Here is a 15,342-nt window from a genome sequence, read left to right on the forward strand (position 1 = left end):
CGGGGGGACGTTATGCGCGAGAACGCAAACGATCCAGTTTTTCTACTTTCTGACGAATACGCTGCTGTTTCAGCGGCGAGAGATAATCGATAAACAGTTTACCGACCAGGTGATCCATCTCATGCTGAATACAAATCGCCAGCAGGTCGTCTGCTTCCAGTTCGAACGGATTACCGTCGCGATCCTGGGCGCGAATTTTCACTTTTTCGGCACGCGGCACTAACGCACGCTGTTCAGGAATGGACAGACAGCCTTCCTCGATACCGGTTTCGCCACTCTTTTCGAGCAACTCAGGGTTGATCAGCACCAGGCGGCCATCGCGATTTTCAGAAACATCAATCACGATAATACGCTTGTGAATGTCCACCTGCGTCGCCGCCAGGCCAATGCCCTCTTCGGCGTACATGGTATCGAACATATCATCAACGATACGCTGGATTTCTGCATTCACTTCTTTGACCGGTTCAGCGACGATGCGAAGGCGCTCGTCCGGAATATGTAACACTTGCAAAACTGCCATAAATTTCCAGAGTCGTGTTCAGGAGTTGATAAGAATACTCTCTCTATTCTAGACAAATCCCCCATCGATTGACAGCATCAGTGACCAATCGCAATGATTGCGGAAGCCGCTTATGGCAGGGGAAAGGATGACGTCTATCGAGATATGGCTACGGCTAATACACACAGGGTCTCTGTGTGGTGATGTAATGCTGGAAGCGGCTGCGCGACTGCAGAAGCAGGAGAATATTGATGCGCTCGTCGCCAGGAACGCCGGACTGACGGCAAAGCAGGCTGAACGGTTCTTTGCGCCAGACGAGAGCGAGCTGGAACGTAGCCTGATGTGGCTTGAGCAGCCGGGAAATCACTTATTGACGGCCAACCATCCGCTTTATCCCCCTTTGCTCCGAACGATTCCTGATTATCCCGGGGCATTATTCGTAAAAGGTAACCCTGAGGCGCTTAATGCGGTTCAACTGGCGGTGGTCGGCAGTCGTGCGCCGTCATGGTACGGCGAGCGATGGGGGAAAATCCTGTGCGAACAACTGTCACAAAGCGGTTTTACGATCACCAGTGGGCTGGCCTGCGGTATTGACGGCGTTGCCCACAGCGCGGCGCTGTCAGTGAAAGGACGAAGTGTAGCGGTGCTGGGGAACGGTCTTTTTAGCATTTATCCGCGCCGACATCAGGTATTGGCGATGCGGCTTATTGAATCTGACGGCGCGATAGTGTCTGAGTTTCCGCTTTCCGCGCAGCCCAGGCCGGCAAACTTTCCGCGTCGTAATCGCATTATCAGCGGGCTTAGCAAAGGTGTGCTGGTCGTTGAAGCGGCGCGGAGAAGCGGTTCGCTGGTCACGGCGCGATGCGCGCTCGACCAGGGGCGAGAAGTCTTCGCCTTGCCTGGTCCGATAGGCAACCCCGGATGCGAGGGTCCCCACTGGCTGATTAAGCAAGGGGCAACACCGGTAACGGAAGTAGGGGATATTCTTGAAAATTTGCAATATGGGTTGCAATGGCTGCAGGAAGATCCCGAAAAGCGACAATATTCATCAGATCAGGGAAAGGTGGCATTGCCATTTCCCAAGCTCCTGGCTAACGTAGGAGATGAGGTAACACCTGTTGACGTTGTCGCTGAACGTGCCGGCCAACCTGTGCCAGTAACGGTAGCACAGCTACTCGAACTGGAGTTAGCAGGGTGGATCGCAGCTGTACCCGGCGGCTATGTCCGATTAAGGAGGGCATGCCATGTTCGACGTACTGATGTATTTGTTTGAGACTTACATCCATAACGAAGCAGAAATGCGAGTGGATCAGGACAAATTGACACAGGATCTTACCGATGCGGGGTTTGAGCGGGAAGATATCTATAATGCGTTGATGTGGCTGGAAAAACTGGCTGATTATCAGGAAGGCCTCGCCGAACCGATGCAGCTTGCTTCTGACCCATTGTCAGTACGCATTTATACCGCAGAAGAGTGTGAAAGGCTGGACGCCAGCTGCCGGGGGTTCATCTTATTCCTTGAGCAGATTCAGGTGCTGAACCTCGAAACGAGAGAAATGGTGATAGAGCGCGTCATGGCGCTGGATACAGCAGAATTTGAACTGGAAGATCTCAAGTGGGTGATCCTGATGGTTCTGTTTAATATCCCGGGCTGTGAAAATGCCTATCAGCAAATGGAAGAATTACTCTTTGAAGTGAATGAAGGTATGCTGCACTAATTCAATGTGCAGCACCAAGAGTTGTTATGGCCAAATCAGCACTATTCACGGTGCATAAAAACGAGCCCTGCCCGCAGTGCGGGGCTGAACTTGTTATTCGGTCCGGGAAACACGGCCCGTTTCTCGGTTGTTCACAGTATCCGGAATGTGAGTATGTCCGTCCCCTGAAAAGCCAGGCGGATGGACATATCGTTAAAATTCTGGAGGGGCAGTTTTGTCCAGTCTGCGGTGGTGAATTAGCCCTGCGTCAGGGGCGTTTCGGCATGTTTATTGGATGTAGCCGCTACCCGGAATGCGAACATACGGAACAAATTGATAAGCCTGATGAAACGGCAATTGCGTGCCCTCAGTGTCAGCGCGGTCAATTGGTACAGCGCCGCTCCCGTTATGGTAAGACCTTCCATTCGTGCGATCGCTATCCTGAATGCCAGTTCGTTATCAATTTTAAACCGGTAGCGGGAACCTGCCCTCATTGCAATTATCCGCTACTCATAGAGAAGAAAACCGCGCAAGGCATGAAACGCTTCTGCGCCAGTAAACAATGTGGAAAGCCGGTTACGGCGGATCAAAATAGTGAATAATAACCTGCCATCAGGCTCCATTGCGCATGCAGTGGACGTACTGAAAAATGAAGAAGTCATCGCCTATCCAACTGAAGCTGTTTTTGGGGTCGGTTGCGATCCTGACAGCGAGACGGCTGTGAGCCGTCTGCTTGCCTTAAAACAAAGACCCGTCGAGAAAGGGCTGATTTTGATCGCTGCGAATTACGAGCAGCTTAAACCCTATATCGATGACTCCATGCTGACGCCAGCGCAGCGCGAGACTATCTTCTCCGCGTGGCCTGGACCGGTGACCTTCGTCTTCCCGGCGCAGCCGACAACGCCGCGCTGGTTAACCGGACGCTTTGATTCCCTCGCCGTTCGCGTAACTGACCATCCGCTGGTGGTTGAGCTGTGTCTGGCGTTTGGTAAACCGCTGGTCTCAACCAGCGCCAACCTGACCGGATTGCCGCCTTGTCGGACAACCGAAGAAGTACTGGCGCAGTTCGGGAATGACTTCCCTGTTGCTGTCGGTGAAACGGGAGGGCGCCTGAATCCGTCTGAAATTCGCGACGCTTTGACCGGCGAACGTTTTCGCCAGGGGTAATCTCATGGAAACCTATGCTGTTTTTGGTAATCCGATTGCACACAGCAAGTCACCGTTGATCCATCAGCAATTTGCGAAGCAGCTGCAGATAAATCATCCCTATGGTTGCGTACTGGCACCGGTGGATGCATTTATTCCAACGCTGGAGGCTTTTTTCGCCGCGGGCGGTAAAGGCGCGAATGTGACGGTCCCTTTTAAAGAGGAAGCCTTCGAACGTGCGGATGAGCTGACCGAGCGTGCTTCATTGGCTGGTGCAGTCAATACCCTAAAACGGCTTGAGGATGGACGCCTTTTGGGTGACAACACCGACGGAATTGGTTTACTTAGCGACCTGGAACGACTGTCATTTATTAAGCCTGGGTTCCGGGTCCTGCTGATTGGTGCGGGTGGCGCATCGCGGGGAGTACTGTTGCCTCTGCTTTCACTGGACTGCGCGGTGACCATTACCAACAGAACCTTTTCCCGCGCAGAAGCGCTGGCGGCGTTGTTTGCGCATACCGGCAGCGTAAGCGCGGTAGCGCTTGACGATCTTGACGATCGTGAGTTCGATCTTGTCATCAATGCCACGTCCAGCGGCATTAATGGCGAGATCCCGGCAATTCCCGCTTCTCTGGTCAACGCGCATATGTACTTCTATGACATGTTTTATCAGAAAGGGAAAACGCCTTTCCTTAACTGGTGCGAACAACACGGCGCGAAACAGTTAGCCGATGGGTTGGGAATGCTGGTGGGTCAGGCCGCGCATGCGGTGCTGCTCTGGCATGGCGTGTTGCCTGCGGTCGAACCTGTCATTGAAAAGTTAAAGCAGGAGCTGTCGGCGTGAACCAGGCTATTCATTTCCCGGACAGAGAGAACTGGGATGAGACTAAACAAGCGGTCTGTTTTCCGGTGCTGGTGCAGGGGATGCAACTTACCTGTGCCATTCATGGGGAAACCCTGCTGCGTCGTTTTGGCGGTGCAGACCCGATAGCGGTATTCTGCGAAAATCGCTGGGATCTGGAAGAGGAAGCCAGCGATTTAATCCGCGAACAGCAGGAAGACGATCAGGGCTGGGTTTGGTTGTCCTGATCCAAATAGTCATTCTTCCAGTTAACGTAGTTGTTCGCCGAGTATTTTAAACCTTCGAGTTCTGCCTCCTTCAGGGGGCGGATCTGTTTTACCGGGCTTCCCAGATAGAGATAGCCGCTCTCGAGCCGTTTGTTCTGCGGGACCAGGCTTCCGGCACCAATCATTACGTCATCTTCTACGATGACGCCATCCAGCAAAATCGACCCCATGCCAACAAGTACCCGGTTTCCGATAGTACAGCCGTGAAGCATCACTTTATGGCCGACGGTAACCTCTTCTCCAATGATGAGGGGATTGCCCTCCGGGTTATAGGAGGATTTGTGTGTGACATGCAGAACGCTACCGTCCTGAATATTGGTGCGTGCACCAATCGACACATAGTTAACATCTCCCCTGATGGCGACGAGCGGCCAGATGCTGACGTCATCGGCCATTCGGACATCACCGATCACCACGCTGCTGGCATCGATCATCACGCGATCGCCTTTTTGGGGGAAGAGATCTTTATAAGGACGTAATACTGCGGGCATATCTACCTCTAACAATGAGCGCTATACAGAAGACTTTGATCATAGTAATGGATCGAGGTAAGGCAAAATACGTCAATATTTAAGCAAATCGGGCGGGATTTCAGCGAAAAGCGCGGAAAATCAGCAGTCGGAAAAAAAGATCTAAAAAATACTTGTGCTAAAAAATGGGATCCCTATAATGCGCCTCCATCGACACGGCGGATGTGAATCACTTCACACAACAAGCGGTTCGGTTGAAGAGAAAAAATCCTGAAATAACGGGTTGACTCTGAAAGAGGAAAGCGTAATATACGCCACCTCGCAACGGTGAGCGAAAGCCGCGTTGCACTGCTCTTTAACAATTTATCAGACAATCTGTGTGGGCACTCAAAGTGACATGGATTCTTAATGTCTTCGGACAATAAATGAATACCAAGTCTCTGAGTGAACATACGTAATTCATTACGAAGTTTAATTCACGAGCATCAAACTTAAATTGAAGAGTTTGATCATGGCTCAGATTGAACGCTGGCGGCAGGCCTAACACATGCAAGTCGAGCGGTAACACAGGGAGCTTGCTCCTGGGTGACGAGCGGCGGACGGGTGAGTAATGTCTGGGAAACTGCCTGATGGAGGGGGATAACTACTGGAAACGGTAGCTAATACCGCATAACGTCGCAAGACCAAAGAGGGGGACCTTCGGGCCTCTTGCCATCAGATGTGCCCAGATGGGATTAGCTAGTAGGTGGGGTAACGGCTCACCTAGGCGACGATCCCTAGCTGGTCTGAGAGGATGACCAGCCACACTGGAACTGAGACACGGTCCAGACTCCTACGGGAGGCAGCAGTGGGGAATATTGCACAATGGGCGCAAGCCTGATGCAGCCATGCCGCGTGTATGAAGAAGGCCTTCGGGTTGTAAAGTACTTTCAGCGGGGAGGAAGGTGTTGAGGTTAATAACCTCAGCAATTGACGTTACCCGCAGAAGAAGCACCGGCTAACTCCGTGCCAGCAGCCGCGGTAATACGGAGGGTGCAAGCGTTAATCGGAATTACTGGGCGTAAAGCGCACGCAGGCGGTCTGTCAAGTCGGATGTGAAATCCCCGGGCTCAACCTGGGAACTGCATTCGAAACTGGCAGGCTAGAGTCTTGTAGAGGGGGGTAGAATTCCAGGTGTAGCGGTGAAATGCGTAGAGATCTGGAGGAATACCGGTGGCGAAGGCGGCCCCCTGGACAAAGACTGACGCTCAGGTGCGAAAGCGTGGGGAGCAAACAGGATTAGATACCCTGGTAGTCCACGCCGTAAACGATGTCGACTTGGAGGTTGTGCCCTTGAGGCGTGGCTTCCGGAGCTAACGCGTTAAGTCGACCGCCTGGGGAGTACGGCCGCAAGGTTAAAACTCAAATGAATTGACGGGGGCCCGCACAAGCGGTGGAGCATGTGGTTTAATTCGATGCAACGCGAAGAACCTTACCTACTCTTGACATCCAGAGAACTTTCCAGAGATGGATTGGTGCCTTCGGGAACTCTGAGACAGGTGCTGCATGGCTGTCGTCAGCTCGTGTTGTGAAATGTTGGGTTAAGTCCCGCAACGAGCGCAACCCTTATCCTTTGTTGCCAGCGGTCCGGCCGGGAACTCAAAGGAGACTGCCAGTGATAAACTGGAGGAAGGTGGGGATGACGTCAAGTCATCATGGCCCTTACGAGTAGGGCTACACACGTGCTACAATGGCGCATACAAAGAGAAGCGACCTCGCGAGAGCAAGCGGACCTCATAAAGTGCGTCGTAGTCCGGATTGGAGTCTGCAACTCGACTCCATGAAGTCGGAATCGCTAGTAATCGTAGATCAGAATGCTACGGTGAATACGTTCCCGGGCCTTGTACACACCGCCCGTCACACCATGGGAGTGGGTTGCAAAAGAAGTAGGTAGCTTAACCTTCGGGAGGGCGCTTACCACTTTGTGATTCATGACTGGGGTGAAGTCGTAACAAGGTAACCGTAGGGGAACCTGCGGTTGGATCACCTCCTTACCTTAAAGAACCTGCCTTTGTAGTGCTCACACAGATTGTCTGATGAAAAGTAAATAGCAAGGCGTCTTGCGATTGAGACTTCAGTGTCCCCTTCGTCTAGAGGCCCAGGACACCGCCCTTTCACGGCGGTAACAGGGGTTCGAATCCCCTAGGGGACGCCACTTGCTGGTTCGTGAGTGAAAGTCACCTGCCTTAATATCTCAAAACTCATCTTCGGGTGACGTTTGAGATATTTGCTCTTTAAAAATCTGGATCAAGCTGAAAATTGAAACGACACACATGTTATGTGTGTTCGAGTCTCTCAAATTTTCGCAATTTGATGATGAATCGAAAGAAACATCTTCGGGTTGTGAGGTTAAGCGACTAAGCGTACACGGTGGATGCCCTGGCAGTCAGAGGCGATGAAGGACGTGCTAATCTGCGAAAAGCGCCGGCGAGGTGATATGAACCTTTGACCCGGCGATGTCCGAATGGGGAAACCCAGTGTGATTCGTTGCACTATCGTTAACTGAATACATAGGTTAACGAGGCGAACCGGGGGAACTGAAACATCTAAGTACCCCGAGGAAAAGAAATCAACCGAGATTCCCCCAGTAGCGGCGAGCGAACGGGGAGCAGCCCAGAGTCTGAATCAGCTTGTGTGTTAGTGGAAGCGTCTGGAAAGTCGCACGGTACAGGGTGACAGTCCCGTACACGAAAGCACACAGGCTGTGAACTCGAAGAGTAGGGCGGGACACGTGGTATCCTGTCTGAATATGGGGGGACCATCCTCCAAGGCTAAATACTCCTGACTGACCGATAGTGAACCAGTACCGTGAGGGAAAGGCGAAAAGAACCCCGGCGAGGGGAGTGAAAAAGAACCTGAAACCGTGTACGTACAAGCAGTGGGAGCACCTTCGTGGTGTGACTGCGTACCTTTTGTATAATGGGTCAGCGACTTATATTCTGTAGCAAGGTTAACCGTATAGGGGAGCCGAAGGGAAACCGAGTCTTAACTGGGCGTTAAGTTGCAGGGTATAGACCCGAAACCCGGTGATCTAGCCATGGGCAGGTTGAAGGTTGGGTAACACTAACTGGAGGACCGAACCGACTAATGTTGAAAAATTAGCGGATGACTTGTGGCTGGGGGTGAAAGGCCAATCAAACCGGGAGATAGCTGGTTCTCCCCGAAAGCTATTTAGGTAGCGCCTCGTGAACTCATCTTCGGGGGTAGAGCACTGTTTCGGCTAGGGGGCCATCCCGGCTTACCAACCCGATGCAAACTACGAATACCGAAGAATGTTATCACGGGAGACACACGGCGGGTGCTAACGTCCGTCGTGAAGAGGGAAACAACCCAGACCGCCAGCTAAGGTCCCAAAGTCATGGTTAAGTGGGAAACGATGTGGGAAGGCACAGACAGCCAGGATGTTGGCTTAGAAGCAGCCATCATTTAAAGAAAGCGTAATAGCTCACTGGTCGAGTCGGCCTGCGCGGAAGATGTAACGGGGCTAAACCATGCACCGAAGCTGCGGCAGCGACGCTTATGCGTTGTTGGGTAGGGGAGCGTTCTGTAAGCCGTTGAAGGTGTCCTGTGAGGGGTGCTGGAGGTATCAGAAGTGCGAATGCTGACATAAGTAACGATAATGCGGGTGAAAAGCCCGCACGCCGGAAGACCAAGGGTTCCTGTCCAACGTTAATCGGGGCAGGGTGAGTCGACCCCTAAGGCGAGGCCGAAAGGCGTAGTCGATGGGAAACAGGTTAATATTCCTGTACTTGGTGTTACTGCGAAGGGGGGACGGAGAAGGCTATGTTAGCCGGGCGACGGTTGTCCCGGTTTAAGCATGTAGGCGGGAGTTTTAGGTAAATCCGGAACTCTTTTAACGCTGAGGTGTGATGACGAGGCACTACGGTGCTGAAGTAACAAATGCCCTGCTTCCAGGAAAAGCCTCTAAGCATCAGGTAACACGAAATCGTACCCCAAACCGACACAGGTGGTCAGGTAGAGAATACCAAGGCGCTTGAGAGAACTCGGGTGAAGGAACTAGGCAAAATGGTGCCGTAACTTCGGGAGAAGGCACGCTGATATGTAGGTGAAGCCCCTGCGGGTGGAGCTGAAATCAGTCGAAGATACCAGCTGGCTGCAACTGTTTATTAAAAACACAGCACTGTGCAAACACGAAAGTGGACGTATACGGTGTGACGCCTGCCCGGTGCCGGAAGGTTAATTGATGGGGTTAGCGGCAACGCGAAGCTCTTGATCGAAGCCCCGGTAAACGGCGGCCGTAACTATAACGGTCCTAAGGTAGCGAAATTCCTTGTCGGGTAAGTTCCGACCTGCACGAATGGCGTAATGATGGCCAGGCTGTCTCCACCCGAGACTCAGTGAAATTGAACTCGCTGTGAAGATGCAGTGTACCCGCGGCAAGACGGAAAGACCCCGTGAACCTTTACTATAGCTTGACACTGAACACTGGTCCTTGATGTGTAGGATAGGTGGGAGGCTTTGAAGCGTGGACGCCAGTCTGCGTGGAGCCGACCTTGAAATACCACCCTTTAATGGCTGGTGTTCTAACGTAGACCCGTAATCCGGGTTGCGGACAGTGTCTGGTGGGTAGTTTGACTGGGGCGGTCTCCTCCCAAAGAGTAACGGAGGAGCACGAAGGTTAGCTAATCCTGGTCGGACATCAGGAGGTTAGTGCAATGGCATAAGCTAGCTTGACTGCGAGAGTGACGGCTCGAGCAGGTGCGAAAGCAGGTCATAGTGATCCGGTGGTTCTGAATGGAAGGGCCATCGCTCAACGGATAAAAGGTACTCCGGGGATAACAGGCTGATACCGCCCAAGAGTTCATATCGACGGCGGTGTTTGGCACCTCGATGTCGGCTCATCACATCCTGGGGCTGAAGTAGGTCCCAAGGGTATGGCTGTTCGCCATTTAAAGTGGTACGCGAGCTGGGTTTAGAACGTCGTGAGACAGTTCGGTCCCTATCTGCCGTGGGCGCTGGAGAATTGAGGGGGGGCTGCTCCTAGTACGAGAGGACCGGAGTGGACGCATCACTGGTGTTCGGGTTGTCATGCCAATGGCATTGCCCGGTAGCTAAATGCGGAAAAGATAAGTGCTGAAAGCATCTAAGCACGAAACTTGCCCCGAGATGAGTTCTCCCTGACTCCTTGAGAGTCCTGAAGGAACGTTGAAGACTACGACGTTGATAGGCCGGGTGTGTAAGCGCAGCGATGCGTTGAGCTAACCGATACTAATGAACCGTGAGGCTTAACCTTACAACGCCGAAGCTGTTTCGGCGACGAGAGACAGACAATCAATTTCAGCCTGATACAGATTTAACAGAATTTGCCTGGCGGCTTTAGCGCGGTGGTCCCACCTGACCCCATGCCGAACTCAGAAGTGAAACGCCGTAGCGCCGATGGTAGTGTGGGGTCTCCCCATGTGAGAGTAGGGAACTGCCAGGCATCAAATTTAGCGTGCTGATATGGCTCAGTTGGTAGAGCGCACCCTTGGTAAGGGTGAGGTCCCCAGTTCGACTCTGGGTATCAGCACCACTTTATACTTAGGTTAAAGTTCGGCAAGAAGTAAAAGAATTTGTCTGGCGGCTTTAGCGCGGTGGTCCCACCTGACCCCATGCCGAACTCAGAAGTGAAACGCCGTAGCGCCGATGGTAGTGTGGGGTCTCCCCATGTGAGAGTAGGGAACTGCCAGACATCAAATAAGTGAAAAGGCCATCCGAAAGGATGGCCTTTTTGCGTTTATGCGCAGAAAAAACGGTAGGCCGGGTAAGGCGAAGCCGCCACCCGGCAGAGCAAACGACTAATGAATCACCTGCGACAGGAATGCTCGCGTGCGTTCTGACTTCGGATGCGCAAAGAACTCATCCGGCGGTGCCTGCTCAACAATCTCCCCGCGATCCATAAAGATCACCCGGTCGGCCACGGTTCGCGCAAACCCCATCTCATGCGTCACACACAGCATGGTCATACCGGATTGCGCCAGCCCAATCATGGTGTCCAGAACCTCTTTCACCATTTCCGGATCCAGGGCAGATGTTGGTTCATCAAACAGCATAATTTTCGGTTTCATGCACAGCGAACGGGCGATAGCCACACGCTGCTGTTGGCCACCCGATATCTGGCCAGGAAACTTATTGGCATGCTCTGCGATACGTACGCGCTCCAGGTAGTGCATGGCTAATGCCTCCGCTTCCTTTTTCGGCATCTTTCGTACCCAAATTGGCGCAAGCGTACAGTTCTGCAGAACGGTCAGGTGCGGAAACAGATTAAAGTGCTGAAATACCATTCCCACTTCCTGACGTACGCGTTCGATATTGCGGATATCTTCATTCAGCTCGATGCCATCAACCACAATGCGTCCTTGCTGATGTTCTTCAAGATGATTAATACAGCGAATGGTTGTGGATTTCCCGGAGCCAGAAGGGCCGCAAAGGACAATGCGCTCCCCCTGCTTTACCTTAAGATTAATGTCCTTCAGGACATGAAATTGTCCGTACCATTTATTCACATTTTCCAGCGTAATCATCGCGTCGGCGGGTGTCATAGTTATTTGGCTCATAATTTCCTCAGTGCGGTGTACGCCCGGTGTTAAAGCGCTTTTCCAGATGCTGGCTGTAGCGCGACATGCTAAAACAAAAGATCCAGTAGATCAGAGCTGCAAAGACATATCCTTCGGTGGACATACCCAGCCAGACAGGGTCAACGGTTGCCTGTTGCACGCTGCTAAAGAGATCGAACAATCCAATAATGATCACCAGGCTGGTATCCTTGAAGAGGGCAATGATCGTGTTGACCAGACCCGGGATGACCAGCTTGAGTGCTTGTGGAAGAATGACCAGCCCCTGCGTTTTCCAGTAACCGAGAGCCAGTGATTCCGCCGCTTCGTACTGGCCTTTAGGTAACGCCTGCAAACCACCTCGCACAACTTCAGCGACATAGGCGGACTGGAAGAGAATCACCCCCACCAGGGCACGGATCAGCTTGTCGATGGTGGTACCTTCTGCCATAAACAGCGGCAGCATGACCGACGACATAAACAGAACGGTAATAAGCGGTACGCCGCGCCAGAACTCAATGAAGATAACGGAGAGCACGCGGACGATCGGCATTTTTGAACGCCGTCCCAGGGCCAGTAAAATCCCCCACGGTAGCGCACCGGCTATCCCCACTGAAGCGATAATCAGCGTCAGCGTCAGCCCGCCCCACTGGCGTGTTTCAACGCGTTCTAGCCCAAGGAAACCGCCGTACAACAGCGCCCAGACGATAATCGGATAAACCACTGCCCAGGCGGCAATATAGCGTCCACGATGAGGCAGCTTTTTCCAGAACATGGCTGCAATAGAAACCAGGCCGATAACCAGCGCCAGATTAATCCGCCAGCGCTGTTCATGGGGATACAATCCATACATGAACTGGCCGAAGCGCTCATGAATAAACACCCAGCAGGCGCCGGCTTTTGTGCAGTCTGATCGGGTTGAACCGACCCAGTTTGCCTGTAAAAACGCCCAGTTCAGCAGGGGAGGAATCAATTCCCACATGAGCCACAGGCAGACAATCGTCAGCAGGCTGTTACTCCAGCTGGAGAAAAGATTCTTACGCGCCCAGAGAACGAAACGTCCACCTGTCGACTTGGCAGGGCGCGAGGAGTGCGACAGTATCGCTTTTGTCATCATAGATCCTTAGCGCTCGACCAGTGCTATACGACGGTTATAAAGGTTCATCAGCAGTGAAATCACCAGGCTGATGATCAGGTAGACAGACATCGTGATGGCGATGGTTTCAATCGCTTGTCCGGTCTGGTTAAGCACGGTTCCGGCGAAGAGTGACACCATATCCGGGTAACCAATGGCAGCGGCCAGCGACGAGTTTTTGACAATATTGAGATACTGGCTGGTCAGGGGCGGAATGATGACCCGCAAAGCCTGGGGAATGATGACCTGGCGAAGCGTCACGGTATGGGGTAATCCCAGTGAGCGTGCCGCCTCGTGCTGTCCATAAGGTACGGCCTGTATCCCTGCACGGATAATCTCTGCGATAAACGCGGACGTATAAATCGACAGCGCCAGCGTCAGGGCTGCCAGCTCGGGAATTAATACCATCCCGCCCTGAAAGTTAAAGCCACGCAGATGTGGAATGTCCCAGTGCAGCGCGGCCCCAAACAGCCAGTGCGCGATTAGCGGCAGGCTAACGATCAGAACGACTGCCGTTGGCCAGGTTCTACGAAGCTGACCGGTTTTGATCTGATGCTTGCGGTTAAAACGGAATACACCAGCAGAGAGAGCAAGCGCTATCACAATCGCGCCAATGAAAGCGTACAGTCCTTCAGCTGTCTGAGGAGAAGGAATGGACAACCCACGGTTACTCAGGAAAAACAGCTCAAACGCGTCGACGGCCTGGCGGGGACCGGGAAGGTTACGCAGTACGGCGAAATACCAGAAGAAGATCTGCAGCAGCGGGGGGATATTGCGGAACGTCTCAATATAAACAGTCGACAGTTTCCGCAGGAGCCAGTTTTCAGAAAGACGCGCCAGGCCAATAAAGAAGCCCAGTATCGACGCGAAGACGATACAAAGCGCCGATACCAACAGCGTATTCAGTAAACCGACTACGAACACGCGTCCGTAGGTGTCACCTTCCTGGTAATCAATAAGGTGCTGAACAATACCAAACCCCGCGCTGCGATCTAAAAACGCGAAACCGGAAGTAATGCCGCGATTATTCAGGTTGGTGATGGTGTTATGGATGAGATACACGGCGATGAGAACAACCGCAACAATAGCAATAATCTGGAATAGCCAGGCGCGGACCGCGGGATGAGAAAAGGATAGCGATCCTTTTACGGCTGAGCGGCGATGGGACATAAAGAAACCTCAGTAACCATGACTCTGGAGTGGGCACTGCCTGAGCAGTGCCCGTTACAGCTATGACTTAACGTACTGGTGGCGCGTACTGAATACCGCCGTTGTTCCAGAGATTGTTCTGGCCGCGTTTGATCTTCAGCGGGCTTTCCGATCCCACGTTGCGCTCAAAGATCTCAGAGTAGTTGCCCACCTGTTTGATGATGTTGTAAGCCCACTTGTTATCCAGCTTCAGATCCTTGCCGAAATCACCTTCTTTACCGAGCAGGTGTGCCATATCCGGGTTGGATGGCTTAGCGGCTTTCTCATCAACGTTTTTAGAGTTGATGCCCATCTCTTCTGCGTTCAGCATGGCAAACAGCGTCCAGCGAACAATGGAGAACCAGTCTTCATCGCCGCGACGAACGACGGGGCCGAGAGGTTCTTTTGAGATCACTTCAGGCAGGACAATCCACTCTGCCGGGTTGCTCAGCTTAATACGTAAGGCATACAGCTGTGACTGGTCAGAGGCCAGCGTGTCACAACGGCCGGATTCCAGCGCTTTAGCGGATTCATCCGAGCGGTCGAAGGTCACCGGGGTGTATTTCATGTTGTTTGCTTTGAAATAATCCGCGACGTTCAGCTCGGTATCGGTGCCCGCCTGGATACAAACGGTGGCACCATCCAGTTCCTTAGCGCTTTTCAGGCCTGCTTTATTGTGGGTCAGGAAGCCGATGCCGTCATAATAGGTCACGCCCGTAAATGACATCCCCATGCCTGCATCACGGGAGGAAGTCCAGGTGGTATTACGGGAGAGCATGTCGACCTCGCCGGACTGAAGCGCCGTAAAGCGTTCTTTCGCCGTCAGCGGGGTGTATTTTACTTTGCTGTCATCGCCAAAAACGGCGGCTGCAACGCCACGGCAGACATCTACATCAATACCGGTAAATTTGCCGTTCGCATCGGCATAAGAGAAGCCAGGCAAACCGTCACTGATACCACATTGAACAAAACCTTTCTTTTTAACGGCATCCAGTGTCGTTCCCGCATGGGCTTGACCGGCTACGGCAAACAACATGCCTGCAGCGGCCAGGCTGGCTATCATCGTCTTTTTCATAATGCATCCTGTGTGGCGAAATTTATCGTTATAGAGGCGTTTTTAAACGCTTAACCTGTCTGTGGCTTTGGCCAACGTTTATAAAGCAAACGTAATGCCAGTTTTGCGTTCGACAAAATAAGAGACGAGTGAACGCTTAATGCTGAGTGTAGACAGGCTTAAATAAAACGAGCGCCCCGAAACGGTGCGAAATTACAACCTGTGCCACAAATCGGAGCAAAAGTTTTGAGTCGGGTCAGGAAAAAGAAGAGATAGTTTCCAGGGTGAATATTGGCAGGGTATTCAATAATATTAATGTGTGAAAATCATCACGATAGAATAAGTAATTTGAATGAGTATGCGAAAAAGTTGTGACTGACTTCAGGCTTGAATTAATTACTTGAATAAATACGGGGCTATTTTTTTACTTAT

The 15,342-nt window shown here is 52.3% G+C and carries 12 protein-coding genes, 2 tRNA genes and 4 rRNA genes; 12 read left to right on the forward strand and 6 right to left on the reverse strand.

Annotated features, from left to right (window positions below; genetic code table 11):
* Window positions 1-10 precede the first annotated feature (10 nt).
* A complete protein-coding gene (gene def, locus V4835_RS02405; RefSeq protein ID WP_331411115.1) occupies window positions 11-520 on the reverse strand; it encodes a peptide deformylase in 510 nt (169 codons plus the stop codon).
* Window positions 521-647: 127 nt separating this feature from the next.
* Here def and dprA point away from each other — a divergent pair, with 127 nt between their 5' ends.
* The 6 genes from dprA to V4835_RS02435 are packed head-to-tail and all read left to right on the forward strand — an operon-like array spanning window position 648 to window position 4,431.
* A complete protein-coding gene (dprA, locus tag V4835_RS02410; RefSeq protein WP_331411116.1) occupies window positions 648-1,772 on the forward strand; it encodes a DNA-protecting protein DprA in 1,125 nt (374 codons plus the stop codon).
* Window positions 1,744-2,217, forward strand: coding sequence for a DUF494 family protein Smg (gene smg, locus V4835_RS02415; protein WP_008503477.1), 474 nt, complete (start codon window positions 1,744-1,746; stop codon window positions 2,215-2,217). Before dprA ends, smg begins: the two co-directional genes overlap by 29 nt.
* A 26-nt stretch (window positions 2,218-2,243) precedes the next feature.
* Complete coding sequence (locus V4835_RS02420; RefSeq protein ID WP_331411117.1) at window positions 2,244-2,798, forward strand: DNA topoisomerase family protein; 555 nt, start codon at window positions 2,244-2,246, stop codon at window positions 2,796-2,798.
* On the forward strand, window positions 2,791-3,363 hold the full coding sequence (gene tsaC, locus V4835_RS02425) for an L-threonylcarbamoyladenylate synthase type 1 TsaC (RefSeq protein ID WP_023309444.1): 573 nt from the start codon (window positions 2,791-2,793) through the stop codon (window positions 3,361-3,363). The genes V4835_RS02420 and tsaC overlap by 8 nt, the downstream gene beginning before the upstream one ends.
* 4 nt (window positions 3,364-3,367) lie before the next feature.
* Entirely contained in the window at window positions 3,368-4,186 is an 819-nt protein-coding gene (gene aroE / locus V4835_RS02430; protein ID WP_331411118.1) for a shikimate dehydrogenase, read from the forward strand.
* Window positions 4,183-4,431: a DUF1488 domain-containing protein gene (locus V4835_RS02435; protein ID WP_331411119.1), complete on the forward strand. Its 249-nt coding sequence runs from the start codon at window positions 4,183-4,185 to the stop codon at window positions 4,429-4,431. Before aroE ends, V4835_RS02435 begins: the two co-directional genes overlap by 4 nt.
* Here V4835_RS02435 and V4835_RS02440 read toward each other — a convergent pair.
* Entirely contained in the window at window positions 4,407-4,961 is a 555-nt protein-coding gene (locus V4835_RS02440; protein WP_331411120.1) for a gamma carbonic anhydrase family protein, read from the reverse strand. The genes V4835_RS02435 and V4835_RS02440 overlap by 25 nt on opposite strands.
* Window positions 4,962-5,433: 472 nt before the next feature.
* Between V4835_RS02440 and V4835_RS02445 the strand changes: the two genes are divergently transcribed.
* From V4835_RS02445 to rrf (V4835_RS02470), 6 genes are all read left to right on the forward strand, one after another.
* Window positions 5,434-6,973 (forward strand): 16S ribosomal RNA (locus V4835_RS02445).
* An 85-nt stretch (window positions 6,974-7,058) separates the two neighbouring features.
* Window positions 7,059-7,134, forward strand: a tRNA-Glu gene (locus V4835_RS02450).
* A gap of 192 nt (window positions 7,135-7,326) precedes the next feature.
* Window positions 7,327-10,233 (forward strand): 23S ribosomal RNA (locus tag V4835_RS02455).
* A 73-nt stretch (window positions 10,234-10,306) separates the two neighbouring features.
* A 5S ribosomal RNA gene (gene rrf, locus V4835_RS02460) occupies window positions 10,307-10,422 on the forward strand.
* Window positions 10,423-10,436: 14 nt separating this feature from the next.
* Window positions 10,437-10,512, forward strand: a tRNA-Thr gene (locus V4835_RS02465).
* A gap of 43 nt (window positions 10,513-10,555) precedes the next feature.
* Window positions 10,556-10,671, forward strand: a 5S ribosomal RNA gene (gene rrf, locus V4835_RS02470).
* The 16S, 23S and 5S rRNA genes sit together here with 2 tRNA genes alongside, the layout of an rRNA operon.
* Window positions 10,672-10,777: 106 nt before the next feature.
* Here rrf (V4835_RS02470) and V4835_RS02475 read toward each other — a convergent pair.
* The 4 genes from V4835_RS02475 to V4835_RS02490 form a co-directional block, all read right to left on the reverse strand.
* Window positions 10,778-11,536 carry an amino acid ABC transporter ATP-binding protein gene (locus V4835_RS02475; protein WP_014171880.1) on the reverse strand — a complete coding sequence of 253 codons (759 nt, stop codon included), beginning with the start codon at window positions 11,534-11,536 and terminating at the stop codon, window positions 10,778-10,780.
* Between the two features lie 7 nt (window positions 11,537-11,543).
* A complete protein-coding gene (locus V4835_RS02480; protein WP_331411121.1) occupies window positions 11,544-12,647 on the reverse strand; it encodes an amino acid ABC transporter permease in 1,104 nt (367 codons plus the stop codon).
* 9 nt (window positions 12,648-12,656) lie between these two features.
* On the reverse strand, window positions 12,657-13,838 hold the full coding sequence (locus V4835_RS02485; protein ID WP_331411122.1) for an amino acid ABC transporter permease: 1,182 nt from the start codon (window positions 13,836-13,838) through the stop codon (window positions 12,657-12,659).
* Between the two features lie 67 nt (window positions 13,839-13,905).
* Complete coding sequence (locus V4835_RS02490; RefSeq protein WP_023333654.1) at window positions 13,906-14,931, reverse strand: amino acid ABC transporter substrate-binding protein; 1,026 nt, start codon at window positions 14,929-14,931, stop codon at window positions 13,906-13,908.
* Window positions 14,932-15,342 lie beyond the last annotated feature (411 nt).

The organism is Enterobacter cloacae complex sp. CARB60, assembly GCF_036487345.1.
Lineage (GTDB): Bacteria > Pseudomonadota > Gammaproteobacteria > Enterobacterales > Enterobacteriaceae > Enterobacter > Enterobacter asburiae_D.

Bases quoted from the DNA above. Each gene is read 5' to 3' on its own strand.
- def (WP_331411115.1), bottom strand. From the start codon at position 520: ATGGCAGTTTTGCAAGTGTTACATATTCCGGACGAGCGCCTTCGCATC.
- dprA (WP_331411116.1), top strand. From the start codon at position 648: ATGACGTCTATCGAGATATGGCTACGGCTAATACACACAGGGTCTCTG.
- smg (WP_008503477.1), top strand. From the start codon at position 1,744: ATGTTCGACGTACTGATGTATTTGTTTGAGACTTACATCCATAACGAA.
- V4835_RS02420 (WP_331411117.1), top strand. From the start codon at position 2,244: ATGGCCAAATCAGCACTATTCACGGTGCATAAAAACGAGCCCTGCCCG.
- aroE (WP_331411118.1), top strand. From the start codon at position 3,368: ATGGAAACCTATGCTGTTTTTGGTAATCCGATTGCACACAGCAAGTCA.
- V4835_RS02440 (WP_331411120.1), bottom strand. From the start codon at position 4,961: ATGCCCGCAGTATTACGTCCTTATAAAGATCTCTTCCCCCAAAAAGGC.
- V4835_RS02475 (WP_014171880.1), bottom strand. From the start codon at position 11,536: ATGAGCCAAATAACTATGACACCCGCCGACGCGATGATTACGCTGGAA.
- V4835_RS02480 (WP_331411121.1), bottom strand. From the start codon at position 12,647: ATGACAAAAGCGATACTGTCGCACTCCTCGCGCCCTGCCAAGTCGACA.
- V4835_RS02485 (WP_331411122.1), bottom strand. From the start codon at position 13,838: ATGTCCCATCGCCGCTCAGCCGTAAAAGGATCGCTATCCTTTTCTCAT.
- V4835_RS02490 (WP_023333654.1), bottom strand. From the start codon at position 14,931: ATGAAAAAGACGATGATAGCCAGCCTGGCCGCTGCAGGCATGTTGTTT.